The organism is Methylobacterium sp. V23, assembly GCF_002917135.1.
In the GTDB taxonomy this organism is placed as follows: Bacteria; Pseudomonadota; Alphaproteobacteria; order Rhizobiales; family Beijerinckiaceae; genus Methylobacterium.
Genome location: NZ_PDHT01000020.1, coordinates 84,007 through 101,780 on the forward strand (window position 1 = coordinate 84,007; position 17,774 = coordinate 101,780).

The window sequence follows — 17,774 nt, forward strand, 5'->3', positions numbered from 1 at the left end:
GGTGACGCGAGGACGGCCCTTCAGAGGGCGGGGAATGCGAGGGGACGGGCGAGGGCCGTCTCGCACCAGAGAGCCGTGCTGAGCAACGCGCGATCGGTCCGGTAGGGCCCAACGAGTTGAAGCCCGAGCGGGAGACCCCCGTGCGTTCCGGCCGGGAGGGCGACGGCCGGAACGCCGAGGCAGGTCCAGAGCACGCAGAAGGCAGGATCGCCGGTCGAGGCCAAGCCTTCCGGGGCAGGCCCGGAGGCGGGCAGGGTCAGGACCGCGTCGTAGCCCGCGAGCACGGTATCGAGTTCCGCCCGGAGCGCGGCCTGCTGCTGCAGGGTGCCGAGATAGGCGACGGCCGGGATCCGCGCCCCCTCCGCGACGAGGTCCTTGAGGACCTGGCTCGTCCGATCCGGGAACCGGGCCACAAGGGGCCCGAAGCAGGCGCTGGCCTCGGCAGCGAGGAGGAGGCGGGCGCAATCCCAGAGGCCCTCGAAGGCCACCGGCAGCGTCAGGTCAGACACCTGCGCTCCGGCCGTTCGGAAGGCCGCCGCCGCGGATTCGAGCATCGTGTGCTGTTCCGGCTCGGCCCGATCCCACAGCGTCGTCCGAACCAAGGCCAGGCGCGGGGCGGCGCGCGGGGCGAGCTCCGTGTCCAGATCCAGGGCGAAGGCCGGCAGCGGGCGTCCATGCCGATCCGCGTCATCCTGGCCGATCAGGTGAGACAGGGCGAAGGCGGCATCCCGCACCGAGCGGGTGAACAGGCCGACGTGGTCGAGCGACGGGGCGAGGGGATGCACGCCGGTGCGCGGAATCGCGCCGTAGCTCGGCTTGAAGCCGACGACGCCGCAATAGGCCGCCGGTCGGATCACCGATCCGAAGGTCTGCGTCCCGAGGGCGAGGGGTACGATCCCGGCCGCGACGGCAGCGGCCGAGCCGCTGGAGGACCCACCAGGCGTGAAGCCCCGCTTCCAGGGATTGTGGGTCGGTCCCGGGTGGCGCCAGGCGAACTCGGTGGAGACCGTCTTGCCGAGAACCGAGGCCCCGAGGGCCTTGAGGCGCGCGACGATCCAGGCATCTGCGGCGGGCACCCGATCGGCATAGATCGGCGAGCCGTTCGTGGTCGGCATGTCGGCGGTGGCGATGATATCCTTGACCCCGACGGGGATGCCGCCCCAGGGACCGCCCTGCGCCGAGAGCTCCGGCACCGAGAGCTCCGGCGCCAGAAAGGTAAACGCGGCCAGATCGGTGCGGGTGCGGGCCGCCTCATGGCAGGCCGCCAGGTAGGCGCCGGGCGACGCGCGCCCATCGCGGAACGCCCGCAGGGCATCGACGAGACCGAGGTGGTTGAGCATCGGGGGGTCCATTGTGTTGGGCGGGCGGAGGCCGCGCCGATGCGGCACGGCCTCCGGGGATGCACGCCATCAGTTCGCCGCGAGGCTCTTCTCGATGAAGTCGCGGCGCACGAAGGTCGCGTAACCGGGCAGGGCCGAGAGGTTGCCCAGCGCCACCTGCGTTTCCATGCCTGTCTTGAGAGCTTCGGCCGTGATGTCGACGCTGTCGGGATAGACCTTCTCCCGCATCATCCGCTTGACGGCCGCCTCGACGACGGCCGGATCGAGGGTGGGAAACTGCTTCTTGGCGATGGCGACGGTCTTCTCGGGCTCGGCGTGCATGAAGCGGATCGCCTTCTGCAGTCCGGTGACGACCTTCTGGGTGACGGCGGGATCGACGTCCTTGCGGGCGCTCACGGCCGAGAAGGCGTAAGGTCCGTAGCGCTCGGGAAAGCCCAGCACGACCTTCATGCCCCGGGCCACGACCTGGTCGAGGCCGGGCTCGTACATCACGGCGATCTTGGCCTGGCCGGCTAGGAGGGGCCCCGGCTCGGAGCCGAGCTGGACCTGGGTCATCTCGACGTCCTCGGGCTTGAGCCCGCTCTCCTTCAGGAGCTTGAGGAACAGCGACGTGCTCGTGGTCGGCATCAGCCCGGTGACGATCTTCTGGCCCTTCAGATCCTTGACGTCGTTGAAGGTCACGTCGGGCGCGGTGGCGATCCAGACGGCGGCCCCGTTGACCACGTTCGCCACCACGTTGACCGGGGCGCCCTTCGAGGCGGCGATCGCGGTCCATTCGGGCCCGTGGATCGAGTATTGCGCGCTCTTCGAGATCACGGCCGAGAGCGCGACCGCGGGGGCGCCCGCCGTCTCCTTCGTGACCTCGACGCCTTCGCCCGCGAAGAAGCCACCATCCATGGCGACGTAGAACGGCAGGTAGAGCATGGACTGGAAGGCTTGCGAGATCGTGACCTTGTCCGCCGCCCGGGCCGGCAGCGTCGCGAGACCGGCGAACACGAGGGTTGCCGCCAGGGTGGTCGAGAGACGCAGACGCTTGGAGCGGATCATCCGAGGGGCCCTTCTTCGAAAGATGGTCGGGAGGTTCGATGGAGGCAGAATCCAGCTGCGCCCGCCCGGCCTCGGTTCAGCGCGAAAGGACGGACCGGAGACACGGGCGGACCGGGCGAGAGGTGCGATCAGACCTGGACCTGCCCGGCCGTGGTGACCTGGCGCCAGGGCAGGATGCGACGCTCGGCGAAATCGATGACGTGGTAGAGCAGGAAGCCCACGAACATCAGCACGAACAAGCCGACCCAGACCGTGTTGAGGTCGTAGAGGCTCGAGGCCGCGTAGATCAGATGCCCAAGCCCGCGCTGGGATGAAATGAACTCGCCGACCACCGCGCCCACGAGGGCGAAGCCGATGTTGATGCGGAACATCCCGATGATGGCCGGCAGGGTCGAGGGCACGATCACGCTCTTGAAGATGCGGTTCTTCGAGGCGCCCATCGAGGCCAGCAGCGCCTGCAGGTCGGGGTCGGCGTCGCGCGCGGCCTGATAGGCGGCGATCAGGGCGACGAGGGCGGTGAGGGAGACCGCGAGCGCCACCTTCGAGACGAATCCGGTGCCGAACCACAGGATCACGATCGGGGCCAGGGCGATCTTCGGCACCGAGTTGATCGCCACGATGAAGGGCTCGACGAGCCGGGCGACGAAGGCCGAGTACCACAGGCCGAGACCGGCCACCGAGCCCAGGAGGGTGCCGATCAGGAACCCGATGATCGCCTCGATCACGGTGTACCAGGTGTCGACGGGCAAGGACCCGTCGAGCAGGGAAGCGAGGAAGACCCGCCCGATGCCCGATGGGGCGCCGACCAGGAATTCCGTCAGCCAGCCGGCCCGGACCGCGACCTCCCAGGCCAGGAAGAACGCCGCGACGGCCAGAAGTTGGATGACGGCGCGCCCCAGGGTCGTGTCCGCAGCCCGCGCGAGGGATCCCGGACCTGGACGGGTCCGCGCTGACGTCGCGCGGGCCGGACGCGTCGCCGTCGCGGGCTTCAAGGTCGGGGAGGACTTCAGCGTCTGCGTCGCCATCAGGCAGCCCTCTGACGGGTCTGGATCTCGAGTTCGCCACAGAGGGTCTGGAAGTAGTCCGAGAAGCGCGGATCGCTCCGTGCGCCGATCGGCGATCGCGCATCGAGCCCGATCTCGTGGACGGACTTCACGGTCGTGGGACGGTTGCCGAGAACGACCACGCGCTTGGACAGGGCCACGGCCTCGTCGATATCGTGCGTCACCAGGACGACGGTCTTGTGGAAGGTCTCGACCGCGTCCAGCAGAACCCCCTCGAGGTAGAGCCTCGTCTGGTAGTCGAGGGCGGAGAAAGGCTCATCCAGCAGCAGGATGTCGGGATCCATGATCAGGGTCCGGATCAGGGCGGTCCGCTGGCGCATGCCGCCGGAGAGCATCTTCGGATAGGCGTTCTCGAAGCCCGACAGCCCAAAGGTCGAGAGGTATTCTCGCGCCGTGTCGAGGGCCTGGGCCCGGTCGACGCCCTTCATCTCCAGGCCGAGCATCACGTTCTGCAGAACCGTCCGCCAGGGGAAGAGCAGGTCCTTCTGCATCATGTAGCCGACCCGGCCCTGGAGTCCGGACACCACCTCGCCGCGGAACCTCATCGTCCCGCTGTCGGGTTCGAGCAGCCCGGCAATCACGTTGAAGACCGTCGTCTTGCCGCAGCCGCTGGGCCCGATGATGCTGACGAAGTCGCGTTCGAAGATGTCGAAGCTCAGTCCGTCGAGAACCGGCACCGATCCGCCCTTGCCGGGAAAGGACTTACGAATACTGTCCAGGCTGAGTTGGACCGAGGAAGCCGTCATGAACCCTCCGTGTCTGTGACAGGGCTCCAGCAAACCTCGGGCCAACCGAATTATGGATGCAACACCGGCCCGGTGACCGATCGTCTACGGTGTGATGAGGAGTGCTCCGCTGCAGCGACGCTCCTCCGCCGCGCGGTGGACCTCCACGATCGCGTCGAGCGCGAAGCGGCCGCCGATGTCGACGGTCACGTGCCCCCGGGCGATGGCATCGAAGAGGTCGGCCGCATTGGCCCGGAACGTTGCCGGATTGGCGTTGTGCGGGAAGACGGAGGGGCGGGTGAGGAAGAGGCAGCCCTTCTTGTTGAGCAATTCGGGATCCACCGCCGGAGCCTTGCCGGACGACGCGCCGTAGCAGACGACGAGCCCGAAGGGCGCGGCGCAGTCGAGGGATCGGATCAGGGTGTCCTTGCCGACCGCATCGTAGACGACGCGGGCCTTGCGACCGCCGCTCGCCGTCAGGAACGCCTCCGGCCAGTCCGGGTCGTTCAGGTCGACCACCGCGACGCATCCGGCGGCGCGCGCGGCTTCGTGCTTGTGCGGCGAGCCGGTGGTTCCGATCACCTCCGCCCCGAGCGCCGTCGCCCAGCGGGTCAGGATCTGCCCGACGCCGCCGGCGGCCGAATGGACGAGCAGGAGATCCCCCGCCTGGACCGGGTATGTCCGGCGCAGGAGGTACTGGGCGGTCATGCCCTTGAACAGGAGGGTGGCCGCAGCCGCGTCGGTGATCGTCTCGGGCAAGGTGACGAGCTTGTCAGCGGGCACGTTGCGCAGGTCCGCGTAGGCGCCGACCCCGGCATTCATGTAGGCGACCCGGTCGCCGACCCGGATGCCCGCGACCTCCGACCCGACTGCGTCGACGACGCCGGCCGCCTCGAAGCCGAGGCCGGTCGGCAGGGGGAGGGGATAGACCCCCTTGCGCTGGTAGATGTCGATGAAATTGAAACCGATGGCGGTCTGGCGAACCCGCACCTCACCGGGCGCGAGCGGGGCAAGCGCCTCCCGGACGATCGAAAGGACCTGCGGCGCGCCGAACGCGGTGAGCTTGACGACTCGTCTCATGACCATGCGGCTGAGATTCCCTGGCGGCTTGGATGGGTCAGACTTCAGTAAGCCGCGAGGCCGGCCGTTGCACGCACCAAACCCGGCCTCCCCGAGAGGATGTCCGCGAACAGCCTCGTCCATCCGGCCCTGGCGGCTGGGTTCGCGACGGCTCAACGCCCCGGCGTGAGCCCGGCCTCAGGAGGCCGGCCTTCGCAGCCCGGGTGCCCGCGCGAGCCGCGAGCGCCCTTCGGGATCAGAGGGCACGCTTCGACATCAGAGCCTTCTTCGGCATCAGCATGTGCACGCCCTTGTTGCCGTCCACCGTCTGGGTGATCCGCAGGTTCCCGGCGAGGGAGCACAGCATGTAGGCCTGGTTGCGGGTGAGGTTCGTGCGGTCGCAGACGTGACGCACCATCTCGCGCACGGCCTGGCGCATCGCCTCGTCCAGGCTCTCGTGCAGGCCGATCGACATCAGGTCCGTGGGCGTCTCGGCGAAGGGCCACGCGTAGCCGAGATCCTTGCGCACGGTGAGGCGGAACGTGCCGGTGAGGCCCGTCTCGAGGGCCGTGATGCAGACCTCGCCGTCCCCCTGCACGCCGTGTCCGTCGCCTGCGTAGAAGCCGGCGCCCGGATTGTAGACCGGCAGGTAGAGGGTGGTGCCGACCCTGAGCTCCTTGTTGTCCATGTTCCCGCCGAAGCCGCGGGGGACCGGGGTTCCGACCCGGCCCCAGGCGGCCGGGGGCGCCGTGCCCATGATGCCGAAGAACGGATCGAGGGGCAGTTCCGTGCCCCAGGGCAGCACGGCGACGCCGCGCGTGACGTCGATGTCGGGGTGGATGGTCTCGTAATCGGTGAACTCGTCCGGCAGGGTGCCGAGGAGCGGCAGGATCGCGACGAAGCCCCAGTCCATGCGGAACTTCAGGTCCAGGATGTCGACCTGGAGCACGTCGCCGGGTTCGGCACCGCGCACGTGGACGGGTCCGGTGACGAAGTGGGGGCCGGGCCCCTGCGCCAGGGTGTCCAGGGCGAACCGATAATCCGCGGGGACGCGGGCGGGATCGGGGTGGAGGGATTCCCGTCCGCCGGCCGGGAACGAGTGCAGGGTCACGGTGTCGCCTGAGGCCACCTCCAGCACGGGGGGCAGGGTGGCGTCGAAGTAGCCCAGCACCATGCTCTCGGGGGTCGCGGGGATCTCGTGATGCGTCGACATGCGGGCTCCTGGGTCGGGCGGGTCAGACGGCGATGTGCCGGGAAACGGCGTCGTGGTTCAGGTCCTGGCGCAGGCCCTGTTCCACCACGGCGCCGCGCGAGAGAACGACGAAGGCGTCCGCGAGCCGGATCGCGAAGGCGAGGTACTGCTCCACCAGGACGACGGTGACGCGGCCCTGGAGCCCGGCGATCACGCCCTCGATGGCGGAGACGATCGAGGGCTGGATGCCCTCGGTCGGTTCGTCGAGGAGCAGGACACGGGGCCGCGTCGCCAGGGCCCGGGCCATGGCGAGTTGCTGCTGTTGGCCGCCGGAGAGATTGCCGCCCGGGCGGTGCCAGAGGTCGCGTAGGGCCGGGAACAGCGAGACGGCCTCGTCGACGGCGCCACTCCGGTCCAGCCCGTGCGCCCGGGCCGCGACCCGGAGGTTCTCCGCGACGCTGAGGTCGGCGAAGATCTCGCGGCCCTGCGGCACGAGGGCGAGCCCGGAACGGGCCCGCCTGTCGCAAGGCTGACGCGTGAAGTCCACGTCATCGAGGGTGACCGTCCCCCGCGTCACCGGAATCAGGCCGGTGAGGCAGCGCAGCAGGGTGGTCTTGCCGGCGCCGTTGCGTCCGAGCACCGCGAGGCAGGTGCCGGGCGCGACGCTGAAGCCGACGTTCCGGAGCACCTGGGCGCTGCCGTAGTGCTGGTCGAGCCCCGTCACCGTCAGGCTGGCCGGATGTGCGGGCGCTGGCATGGGGGCGCGCGTCATCGACCGAGGAACACGTCGATCACGCGGGCATCGGCGCGGGCTCCCGCCATCGCGCCTTCGAACAGGGTCCGGCCCTCGTGCAGCACCGTGACCCGGTCGGCCACCGCCTCGACGAAGGCCATATCGTGCTCGATTACCAGGATGGCCCGGTCGGGCCGGCGCAGGGCGCCGATGAGTTCGGCGGTACGCGCGGTCTCGTCGTCGGACAGGCCCGCCACCGGCTCGTCGAGGAGGAGGACCCGGGGCTCGGACGCCAGCACCATTCCGATCTCGAGCCATTGCTTCTCGCCGTGGGCGAGAGCGCCGGCCGGCACGCTGGCGCGCGCTTCGAGGCCGGTTTCCGCCAGGGCCCGCGCCAGGCGGACCGGCCGCTCCCGCGCCGGACAATCCGGGCCACAGCCGAGGCCGAGATTCTCGCGCACCGTCAGGGCCGGAAAGACGCTCGGCTTCTGGAATTTGCGGCGTACCCCCGCCCGGGCGATCTCGGCCTCCGAAGCCTGGGTCAGGTCGCGCCCATCCCCAAGGAGGATGCGCCCGGATCTCGGTCGGGCAATCCCCGTGATCGCATCGAGCAGCGTGGTCTTACCGGCCCCATTGGGACCGATCACCGCGCGGACCTCACCCGGATCGACCGCGAGAGAGAGGCTGTCCAGGGCCCGGAAGGCACCGAACACGACCTCGAGGCTGTCGATGACGAGGGCGCTCACGGCTGCGGTCCCGCGCGCTGGAGCCAGTTCGGCTTCAGCCGGAGCGTGGCGAGGTCGAGGAGACCGTTGGGCAACCCGAGGACCACCACGAGGACGAGGCCCGAGAGGATGAAGGGCCAGGCTTCCGGCATCGCCGCGCTGAGCCAGAACTTGAGGGCGTTGACCGCGATCGCGCCGATCACGGCGCCGCCGAGCCGGCCCATACCACCGATGGCGACCCAGACCGCGATCTCGATGGACAGGTCGGGGCTGAGCACCCGTGGATTGATGATGCCGACCTGGGGCACGTAGAGGAGACCCGCCAGCGCCGCGATGGCGGCCGAGAGGCACCAGATTCCAAGCTTGAGGCGCGTGGTGCCGTAGCCGAGGGTGCGCAGCCGCGCCTCGTCGTCCCGGCAGGCCAGCATGCGTCGCCCGAGGGGGCTCGCCACCAGGGCCCGCGCACCGACCAGCACGGCCGCGAGGGACAGGAGCGTCGCCACGGCGAGACCGGTGACGACTCCGGGGGCGCCCATGGGCCAGCCAAACAGCAGCGAGAACCCCGTCATGCCGTTGTTGCCGCCCAGACCCGTATCGTTGCGAAACATCAGCAGCATGGCGACGTAGACCAGGGCCTGGCTGATGATCGAGAAGTAGACGCCGTTCACCCGAGAGCGGAACGAAGCGAGACCGAACACGAAGGCGACGGCCGCCGCCAGGCCCAGCGCCAGGGCCAGGGCGTAGGGCGCACTGGTCAGGCCGGCCCAGTAGACCGGCAGGCTCTTCCAGCCCATGAACTGCATCAGGTCCGGGGCCGTGCCGGTGACCGCGTAGGCATGGGCGAGAAGGTGCATCGCGCAGACGTAGCCGCCGATAGCGAAGAACAATCCGTGCCCGAGGCTGAGGATACCGAGATAGCCCCAGACGAGGTCGAGGGAGACCGCGAGGATCGCGAAGGCCGCGAGTTGCCCGACCGTGTTGACGAGGTAGGGGGCGGGTGGGAGCAGCACGAGGCCGAGGGCCGCCGCCAGGACGAGCCCGACGAGGCCCGCCAGGAGCGGGTCGCCCCCGAGGATCGGGCCGCGCCGTCGGGCCGCCGGGATGCCGGGCGACAGGTCGAGAGCGCCGCTCATCGCCGGCGTCGCATGGCGAACAGGCCCTCGGGGCGGCGCTGCAGGAACAGGATAATGCCGGCGAGCACGATGACCTTGGCGGCCACGGCCCCGTAGAACGGCTCGATCAGGACGTTGGCGCCCCCGATGCCGAGCGCCGCCACGAGGGTGCCCACCACGGTGCCGACGCCGCCGAGCACCACCACCATGAAGCTGTCGATGACGAAGTTCGCGCCCATCCCGGGATTCACGCTGTAGATCGGGCAAAGGGCCACCCCGGCGAGGCCGGCCAGCCCCGAGCCAAAGCCGAAGGCGAGCCGGTCGACCCGCCGGGTGCGAATGCCGAGGCAGGCGGCCATGTCGCGGTTCTGCGTCACCGCGCGGATGGCGAGGCCCAGCGGCGTCCGCTTCAGGATGACGAGGGTCAGCACCAGGGTCACGGCCGCGAAGGCGATGGCGAACAGGCGATTCCAGGTGACCACGAAGTCGGCATAGAGCGGGACGCCACCGCTGACGTAGGGCGGCATCGCGAATTGCAGGTTCTGCGACCCCACCGCGACCCGTACCCCGTTGATGAGGAACAAGCTCACCGCCCAGGTGGCGAGCAGGCTCATCAGCGGTCGTCGATAGAGATGGCGCAGGATCAGGGCCTCGATGGCGATGCCGACCAGCGCCGAGGCCAGGAACGCCACCGGGATCGCGGCCAGCAGGTACGCGTCGAGCCAGCCCGGCGCGAGGCGCCGGACGGCTTCCTGTACGCCGTAGGTCGCGTAGGCGCCGATCATGATGAATTCGCCCTGGGCGAGGTTGATGACGCCCATCAGCCCGAAGATGATCGCGAGGCCGGCCGCCGCCATGAACAGGATGCTGGCAAAGCTCAGGCCGTTGTAGAGCACGGCGAGACCGTTCCCGATCGACACGGCCCGCTCGACGCGGGCCAGGGCGGCGTCGAGGGCGCTGCGGAAGGCGGGATCGCTGCCGTAGGCCGCGTCGGCCTTGAGAGCGGAGAGCCGCGAGAACGCCGCGCCCGAGGGCGCCTCCGACACGGCCCGGATCGCCGCGAGGCGGCGCACCGGATCGACGGAGGACAGGGCGGCCGATTGCGCGATCGCTGCGAGGCCGGCCCTGAGGCCCGGATCGCTCTCGGCGGAGGCGGCGCGCAGGAGGAGGGCTTCCGGAACGGTGGCGATCCGGCGCTCCAGGGCGGCAAGTCCGGCCCGGCGCAGCTCGACATCCGCCCCGGTCAGCAGCGACGCCGCTCCGGAGGCGGTCTCGACGAGGGCGCGCTGGCGCAGGCCGAGCACCGGCGAGCGCCCGCCCGTGACCGGGCGCGCCGTGCCGGTGGCCGCGTCGCGACCATCGGCGGCACCGGCTCGGTCGAGGACCAGGGCAGACTCACCGAGGCATGCCAGGCGCCGATCGAGGAGGGCGCGCAGGATCGTGCCGGCCCAGGCGAGGTCACCGGATGTCGCCTCCGCAGAATTGCGCAGGACTCCCTCCACCGCCTTGGCCTGCGCCGCGCCGTCTCCGCAGAGCGCCGTGGCGAGGGCGCCGCGATCGAGCGCCGCTTCGGCCGCCAGGGCCGGCGGCATCACCAGGCTCGAAGCCCATAGCAGGAGAGCGACGAAACCGAACCGTCCCGGGCCCTCAACCATACGGGCTGAACGGCACGGGCTTGGGAGCATCGGGCGATTGCCAGAGGATGTCGAAGCCCTGCTTCTCGTTGACCGAGCCGATGAAGACGCCCCGGGCGACGTAGTTGTTCTCGCTCCCCATGGTCAGCGTGTAACCGGACGGGTCGGCGAAGCTGAGGCCGGGGAAAGCCTTGCGGACCTCCGGTACGTCGAAGCTGCCGGCCTTGGCGGCGGCGAGCGCCCAGAGCTGGACGCTGTCATAGGCCGACACCATGGGGTCGATGACCGTGTCGGCACTGAAGGGGACGCCCTTGGCCTTCACGTAGGCCGCCCACTCGGACAAGAAGGTTGTGTTCGCCTCGGCCTTGGCGGCCTGGAGATAGGCCCAGCAGTTGAGGTGGCCGACGAGGGGGGCGGTGTCGAGGCCCTCGAGATCCGCCTCCACCATGTCGAGGCCAAGGATCGGGACGTCGGTGGCGCGGATGCCCTGATTGGCGAATTCCCGCAGGAAATCGGGAATCGAGGAGCCGACCACGGTGAGTACTACGATAGGCTGTCCACCGGGCTGCGCGGCGAAGCTGCGGATCTGGTTCACCAGGGTCTGGAAGTTGGAGAAGCCCAGCGGCACGTATTCCTCGCGCCACGCGGTCTCGGGCACGCCCTTGGACATCCAGTAGGCCTTGAGCTGCTTGTTGATGGTCCGCGGCCAGACGTAGTCCGAGCCGATCATGAAGAACCGCTTAGCCCCGACGCCCTCCGCACCCATGAGGTAATCGACCGCCGGCAGCACCGAGCTCGCCGGGGGCGAATTCACGTAGACGATGTTCTTCGAGTTCTCGTCGCCCTCGAAGTGGAGCGGATAGAACAGCAGCCCGTCATTCTGCTCGACCACCGGCAGCACGGACTTGCGTGAGACGGAGGTCCAGCAGCCGAACAGGGCAGCGACCTTCTCCTGCTGCAGCATCTGTCGACCGATCTGCGCGTAGAGCGGCCAGTCGGAGGCGGGGTCCGAAGTCACCACCTCGAGGCGACGCCCGTTGACGCCGCCCTTCGCGTTGATGCCGTCGGCGGCCATCCGCACCACGTGGTTCAGGCGACCCTCGATATTCGCCATGGTGCCCGAGGACGAGAACAGGCAGCCGAGCTTGACGGTGTCGGCGGCCCAGGCCGGGCGGATGATGGCCGGAGCGGACAGGGTCGCCGCCGTTCCCAGGAAGCTGCGTCTCGTGAATTCGACCATCGCTCTCGCCTCGTTCCGTGACCGGCGAATTGTCCGAGTTGAGCGCTCGGGGAGGAAGGCCAAATAGGCTGCAGAGCGGCGGCGGCTTGCGTAAAACCACGGCGTTCCGCCCACGACGCGTGCGCTCGCGCAGGTCGAACGTCAAAAATTGCATTCTGGACCGGGCGACAGGTCTTTCCGCACCCATCGGTCGACGGTGCGTTTCTTGCTGGGCCGCGTCCTCGGAGACTCGCTCGATTGGCTGAGGCGCATGCGTCGATCCCAACATACCGATCAAGAGATCGCTTTCCTGCTGCAGGAGGCGGCCAGCGGAACCGCCATCGCGACCATCTGCGCGACCGCCCACGTCTCCATCGGCACGTTCTACCGCTGGCGCCGACGCTTCGGTGGCCTGTCGCCGGCCGGTGTCACGCGCCTGGGGGACGTCGAGCGCGAGAACGCGCGCCTGCGGAGCGAAGTCATGTCTCTCCGGCAGGCACTCCTCGCATCGGCATCGGCCGGGAGGGAGCGTGGATCCCCGCCACGCGCGACCCCGATGCCCGGATCGGCAGGTCCGGCGACCGGCTTCAGGGGCGGCCACGCCTCGGTCGGTCGCTATGCCGGTCTCAGGACCGCGACCTGAGCTCCGAAGGACCGGACGGGCGCGGGCTAGGTCCACGGGGCTCCATCGATGCGGACCGGATCGGGACTCAGACCCCGGAAGTGCCATCCCGGAGAGACGACACAGCCCGGCAGGGTGAACCGATCCAGGTCCCGGGGGCAGAGCCAGCGACCGCCGGCGCAGCGCCCCGGGGCCGGGCAGGCGGGATCGTCGTCGAGAGGGCCACGGTGCAGGTCGATCGACAGGATCGCTGTAGACTGGCGCCGTGGCCTTCCGCCTTGGACTTCAGACCGGATCGCGATCAGTCGATGTCCGGCTGGAACCGGTTCCGGCCCAGGGCCTGCTGAAGCGCGACCGTGTCAATGAGGCGTTGGCTCTGAGCCGCGAGACGGGTGAGCGTTGCCGAGGCGTAGCGGACCTGGCTCAGAAGAAGGCCCGAATAGGCGAGGGACCCAGCCTTGTACTGAACTTGGGACGCCGTGAGCGCTTCCTGAGCGAGAGTTTCCGCCTGCATGGCGCCGGTCAGAATCTTCGCGTCCGCCTCGAGCGCCGTCAGCACATCGGCGGTGTTCTGGAACGCGTTCAAGACCGTCATGCGGTAGGTCGCCAGGGCGATCGCGTAGCCCTCCGAAGCCGCCGCCTGTCGGGCCGCCAGGGCTCCTCCGTCGAAGAGCGGCTGCGCCAGCCCGAGCCCGCCCCCCCAGGCGCTCGATGCCGCCAGGCTTGCGAGGGTCGCGGCGCTTGCAGCCAGGTTGGCGCTCAGGGTGATGTTGGGCAGCCGGTTCGCGGTCGCCACACCGATGCCGGCCGAGGCGGCGTGCAACTGAGCTTCGGCCGCGCGGATGTCCGGACGCTGCTCCAGCAGGCTGGACGGCAGGCTGATCGGAAGGCGCCGGGGCAGCGTCAGCTCGCGAAGGCGAAAGCTCGGGCGTTCGTACGCGCTGGGCAGTCGCCCCAGGAGCACGGCGAGTCGGTGCCGCGTCTGGATCCGCGCGGCCCGGCTGGCGATGATCGTCACCTCCTGGGAACGGATCAAGCTCTCCTGGCTCAGGACGTTGGCGATGGGCTCGGCCCCCGCGTCGTAACGGACCTTCACGAGCGCGAGTTGATCTCGGTACTGGCGCAGGATCACCTCGGAGAGGGCGATCTGCTCCGACACGGTCGCTTCCTGGATCGCCGCGGTGACGATGTTGCCCGTGAGCGCGAGCGTCGCCGCGCGCAGCTGCTCGCTCGCCACCACCTCCAGGGCCGCCTGGGCTTCGACGGCGCGGCGAATCCCACCGAACAGGTCGGGCGTGTAACCGGCCGTGACGCTGGCACCGTACAGCCCGTACGAGACGGGGCCGGCCTGTCCCAGGCCGCCACCGCCGGCGCGCGTGGCACCGACGGAGAGGTTCGGCAGCATGTCCGCCCGCACGGACTGGGTCAGGGTCTGGGCTTGGCGGAGGGCGGCCTCGGCCTGCTCGACGGTGGGGTTCGCCGAGAGGCCTTCGCGCACCAGGGCATCGAGACGACGGGAGCGGAACAGGTGCCACCACGCGTCGGGCAGGTTGGCTCCCGCGATCAGAACCTGCGTTCCCCCGACCCCGGGGGCGACCAGATGCGTCGGATCGGCTCGCTCGCCGTACCGGGAAACATCCGGCGGGACGGGCGGCACGAAGTCAGGACCCACCACGCACCCGCCCGCCATTAGCAGGGCGGCCGTCAGGAGGGCGGCCATCGCCAGAAACGGCATCGGGCCGGTGGCGGGTGGTGTCATCGTGTCAGCGCCTCGACCGGATCGACCTGAGCGGCCCGCCGCGCCGGCACGACGCCCGCCCCCAGGCCGGCGAGGCTGGCACAGAGGAACGCGGCCACCGCCGAGCGCCAGCCGAAGGCCAGGGTGAAGGGCAGCGTGACGACCTGCGCCACTTCTCCGAGCGCGAGGGCCAGGCCGGTTCCAAGGGCCCCGCCCACGACACACAGGGTGGAGGCCTCGATGAAGAACTGCAGCATCACGTCCGAACGCCGTGCGCCCAGCGCCATCAGCAGACCGATCTCACGGGTTCGTTCGGTCACCGCGACGAGCATCATGTTCATCACGCCGACGGTGGCGATTACCAGGGCGATTCCAGCGATGGAGACGGTCACCAACCCGAGGATGACCTTGGCTTTCAGCATGGCCTCCCGCTGGGCTTCGGCGTCGAACAAGATGAAATCCTGAGCGCCGTGCCAGGCGCGCAACGACTTGAAGATGGCGGCCAGGGCCACGTCGCGGTCCACGGTCTCGGCGATCTGGAGCGTCAGATGTCCGAAGTACGCGTGGCCCGAGATGCGATAGCTGAAGGTCTTGTTGAGGATGGCGGCGAATGGCCGACGCCCGAAGCGGGACGAACCATCGATCTGCGCGATGCCGACGACGCGCGCCGGAACCATCCCAACCAGGATGAGGGCGCCGAGCGGATCTTCACCCGGTGCGAACAGCGACGCACGTATCGACGCATCGATGATGATCTCGACGCCTGAACTTCGCGCGCCGCCTTCCGTAAAGTTTCGCCCCAAGACGATCGGAAAATCGTGAATGCGAAAGAAGGCCGGCTCGACACCGTACACCGTCCCAGACATGACCATGTTCTGATGGCGAAGAACGCTCGGCTTCTCCTCACTGGGCGTTGCCCCCGTCACGAAGGAGAAGGCCGAAAATCGGTCGAGGTCCGCCTGGGACAGGGATCCCCTCTGACTTCCCAGGCCGGAACTGTAGTAGGATCGAGACAAGACTTCGGTCCTGTTGCTCCCGAGGCCCTTCATCTTTTCCAGCACCTCTTGCTCCGAGCCCTGGCCGATCGCCACGGCAAGGATGACCGCGGCGATCCCGATCACGATCCCCAGCATGGTGAGGACGTTGCGCAGACGATGCGCGAGGAGGGTGCCGATCGCGCTCTTGACCGCCTCCGGAATCTGATTGGCCCAGCGGCGCGATCCGTCCGGGATCGGCTGGAGGGGCGGGCGGGTCCCCTGACCCATCCGCTGCGTGCGATCCGTGCGGATGCGCCCGTCGGCGATCTCGATGACCCGGTCGGCCGTCGCGGCCACCTGGGGATCATGCGTCACGATCACCACCGTGTGGCCCTCGTCGCACAAGGTCCGGAACAGGGTGAGAAGCTCCGCGCTCGTGCGGCTGTCGAGCGATCCGGTCGGCTCGTCCGCCAGGATGATCCGCCCACCATTCATGAGCGCCCGGGCGATGCCGACGCGCTGCTGCTGTCCGCCGGAGAGCTGGGTTGGACGATGATCGAGGCGTTCCCCGAGGCCGAGCCGGACGAGCAGGGTGGCAGCCCGCCGTTTGCGCGAGGCAGCGGCTTCCCCGGCGTAGATCGCCGGAAGGGCGACGTTGGCCCAAGCCGGGAGTCGCGGCAGCAGATTGTGGCTCTGAAAGACGAAGCCGAAGGTGTGCCGGCGCAGCGCTGCCATCGCGTCGGGATCGACCCCGGCGGTATCGCGCCCGTCGATGCAGTAGCGGCCCTCGCTCGGTCGATCGAGGCAGCCGAGGAGGTTCAGCAGGGTCGACTTGCCGGAGCCCGACTGCCCGATGATGGCCACGAATTCCCCGGCCCGGATCCGCAGGTCGATCCCGTCGAGCGCCGCCACGATCTGGTCGCCCATCCGGTAAGTCCGGTGCACGTTCTCCAGGACCAGCAGGACCGGCGCCTCGGCGTCGGGGGCCGTGCCCCCGACGCACGGCGTCTGCGGAGCCTCGCGCCGTTCCATTACGAGCGCTTCCGGGAATTGGCGAAACTGGCACCGTCCCGCGGGTCGGCGATGATCACCACCTCCCCGGGGGCGACCCCCTCGAGGACCTGAAGCTGTGCCCCGTTGCTCAAGCCGGTCCGAACGCTGCGCTCCTCCGGCCGGCCGTCCTGACCCAGGATCCGCAAGCGGCCCTGGCGCGGACCGGTCCGCTCGACGGCGGCGGCAGGGACCAGGACCGCATCCTTGGCCTCCTCCAGGATGAAGCTCACGAGGGCAGTCATCAGCGGCTTGAGCGCCCCATCCGCGTTCGCGATCTCGAACCTTGCATTGAAGTAGACCGCCGGGTTCTCCGTGCTGGACGCGTTGGCGCCGCCCGCCTGCGTGGAGGCATTCGCCTCGATCGCGATCTGATCGGGCGCCGGATCGATCGTCTTCAAGGTCGTTTCGTAGCGCCGGTTGGGCTGCGCCAGGGTACTGAGGAGAACGGACATGCCCGGCTTGAGACGTCCGATATCGGCCTCCGAGACCCTGGCCTTGACCGACATGGTACCGAGATCGGCGAGGCGGACGATCGTCGGCGCGATCTGGGACGAGATCACCGTCTGTCCCTGCTTCGTGACGATCGCCACGACGGTACCGCCGATCGGCGCGGTGATCTGCGTGTAGGTAAGTTCGGTGCGTGCGTTCCGGACGTTGACCGTCGCCCCCTCGATCTGCGCGTCGAGGGCGGCGATGTCGGTCTGGGCGATCCCGTAGGCCGCTTCGGCCGCCTCGTAGTCCTGACGGGTCCCGGCCTTTCCAGCCACGATGTCGCCCTGGCGGCGAAAGGCCGACTCGGTCTGCTTGAGAACCACCTTCGCGCGCTCGCGTTGCGCCTGGAGGGCATTCAAGGCCGCTTGATTGCGCTGCACGGCGTTCATCTGAGGCATCGAGTCGATCTCGGCGATGCGCTGCCCTTCCGTCACCTGCTGCCCGAGCTGGACATGAAGGCCCACCACCCGTCCGGACACCTGTGCGCCGACGCTGACGAGTCGGATCGGCTCAATCGAGCCGCTGGCCGCGATGATGGTGGTGATGTCGCCGCGATAGGCCGGCGCCGTCACAAAGCTTCCCTGTTCCGTGCCCCGGGATCGGAAAGCCACATAGGCTCCCGCCAAGATGACAAGCACAGCAACAGTGAAGACGAATGCCTTGAGCTTTTTCGGCATATTGTTGCCCTGACGCCAGACATACGGATCTGTTGAAGAGATCAACGATCATAAAAAGCCGGGATCGTTGGCAATCGGCGAATGGCGCCGCGACGCTGTGTTGCGAGCCCGTTTCTCGGCGGCGATCCCGTGAGCGCAAGCCAGGACGCCGCCTCCGAAGCCGACGCGGCAAGCTTGGCAGGGTTTCACATCCCCTGTGAAACGAGATCGAAAAACCGCCACGCCGTGTGGCGGGTGCACCGGCAGCTTGACGCGTTCCGGGGAAGTTCGTCACACCTGTCGGACACGGAGCCCTTTGGATGCCCCCCTTGCCCTACCACCCGCCCTGCGGCGGCCTGCCGCCCCAGACCGCGCTGATGACCGGC

General features: G+C 69.1%; 15 protein-coding genes. 1 reads left to right on the forward strand and 14 read right to left on the reverse strand.

Features of this window, described 5'->3' with window-relative positions; genetic code table 11:
• Positions 1-20: 20 nt before the first annotated feature.
• The 11 genes from CRT23_RS18565 to CRT23_RS18615 form a co-directional block, all read right to left on the reverse strand.
• Entirely contained in the window at positions 21-1,340 is a 1,320-nt protein-coding gene (locus CRT23_RS18565; protein ID WP_103710961.1) for an amidase, read from the reverse strand.
• Between the two features lie 69 nt (positions 1,341-1,409).
• Positions 1,410-2,387: an ABC transporter substrate-binding protein gene (locus tag CRT23_RS18570; protein WP_103710963.1), complete on the reverse strand. Its 978-nt coding sequence runs from the start codon at positions 2,385-2,387 to the stop codon at positions 1,410-1,412.
• A gap of 128 nt (positions 2,388-2,515) precedes the next feature.
• The gene (locus CRT23_RS18575; RefSeq protein ID WP_103710965.1) at positions 2,516-3,412 is read right to left on the reverse strand and encodes an ABC transporter permease; all 897 of its coding nucleotides are present in this window, start codon (positions 3,410-3,412) and stop codon (positions 2,516-2,518) included.
• A complete protein-coding gene (locus CRT23_RS18580) occupies positions 3,412-4,197 on the reverse strand; it encodes an ABC transporter ATP-binding protein (protein WP_103710967.1) in 786 nt (261 codons plus the stop codon). Before CRT23_RS18580 ends, CRT23_RS18575 begins: the two co-directional genes overlap by 1 nt.
• A gap of 84 nt (positions 4,198-4,281) precedes the next feature.
• Positions 4,282-5,262, reverse strand: coding sequence for a quinone oxidoreductase (locus tag CRT23_RS18585; protein ID WP_103710968.1), 981 nt, complete (start codon positions 5,260-5,262; stop codon positions 4,282-4,284).
• Between the two features lie 229 nt (positions 5,263-5,491).
• A complete protein-coding gene (locus tag CRT23_RS18590; RefSeq protein ID WP_103710970.1) occupies positions 5,492-6,448 on the reverse strand; it encodes an acetamidase/formamidase family protein in 957 nt (318 codons plus the stop codon).
• Between the two features lie 22 nt (positions 6,449-6,470).
• Entirely contained in the window at positions 6,471-7,184 is a 714-nt protein-coding gene (locus CRT23_RS18595) for an ATP-binding cassette domain-containing protein (protein ID WP_103710972.1), read from the reverse strand.
• Positions 7,185-7,195: 11 nt separating this feature from the next.
• Complete coding sequence (locus CRT23_RS18600; RefSeq protein WP_103710974.1) at positions 7,196-7,906, reverse strand: ATP-binding cassette domain-containing protein; 711 nt, start codon at positions 7,904-7,906, stop codon at positions 7,196-7,198.
• Positions 7,903-9,018: an urea ABC transporter permease subunit UrtC gene (gene urtC, locus CRT23_RS18605; RefSeq protein ID WP_103710976.1), complete on the reverse strand. Its 1,116-nt coding sequence runs from the start codon at positions 9,016-9,018 to the stop codon at positions 7,903-7,905. The genes CRT23_RS18600 and urtC overlap by 4 nt, the downstream gene beginning before the upstream one ends.
• Positions 9,015-10,589, reverse strand: a complete 1,575-nt coding sequence (gene urtB / locus CRT23_RS18610; protein WP_181017384.1) for an urea ABC transporter permease subunit UrtB — start codon at positions 10,587-10,589, stop codon at positions 9,015-9,017. Before urtB ends, urtC begins: the two co-directional genes overlap by 4 nt.
• Positions 10,590-10,644: 55 nt before the next feature.
• Positions 10,645-11,871 carry a transporter substrate-binding protein gene (locus CRT23_RS18615; RefSeq protein ID WP_103710980.1) on the reverse strand — a complete coding sequence of 409 codons (1,227 nt, stop codon included), beginning with the start codon at positions 11,869-11,871 and terminating at the stop codon, positions 10,645-10,647.
• A gap of 250 nt (positions 11,872-12,121) precedes the next feature.
• On the opposite strand from CRT23_RS18615, the gene CRT23_RS18620 reads away from it, so the two are divergent.
• The gene (locus tag CRT23_RS18620) at positions 12,122-12,493 is read left to right on the forward strand and encodes a transposase (RefSeq protein ID WP_055958479.1); all 372 of its coding nucleotides are present in this window, start codon (positions 12,122-12,124) and stop codon (positions 12,491-12,493) included.
• Between the two features lie 280 nt (positions 12,494-12,773).
• Here the strand turns inward: CRT23_RS18620 and CRT23_RS18625 are convergent, their stop codons facing one another.
• From CRT23_RS18625 to CRT23_RS18635, 3 genes are read right to left on the reverse strand one after another with little or no spacing between them, the layout of a single operon-like run.
• The gene (locus CRT23_RS18625; protein WP_103710982.1) at positions 12,774-14,231 is read right to left on the reverse strand and encodes an efflux transporter outer membrane subunit; all 1,458 of its coding nucleotides are present in this window, start codon (positions 14,229-14,231) and stop codon (positions 12,774-12,776) included.
• Positions 14,228-16,219 (reverse strand): ATP-binding cassette domain-containing protein, encoded by a 1,992-nt coding sequence (locus tag CRT23_RS18630; protein ID WP_103710984.1) that lies wholly within the window; start codon positions 16,217-16,219, stop codon positions 14,228-14,230. Before CRT23_RS18630 ends, CRT23_RS18625 begins: the two co-directional genes overlap by 4 nt.
• Positions 16,219-17,343: an efflux RND transporter periplasmic adaptor subunit gene (locus CRT23_RS18635; RefSeq protein ID WP_245436349.1), complete on the reverse strand. Its 1,125-nt coding sequence runs from the start codon at positions 17,341-17,343 to the stop codon at positions 16,219-16,221. The genes CRT23_RS18630 and CRT23_RS18635 overlap by 1 nt, the downstream gene beginning before the upstream one ends.
• Positions 17,344-17,774 lie beyond the last annotated feature (431 nt).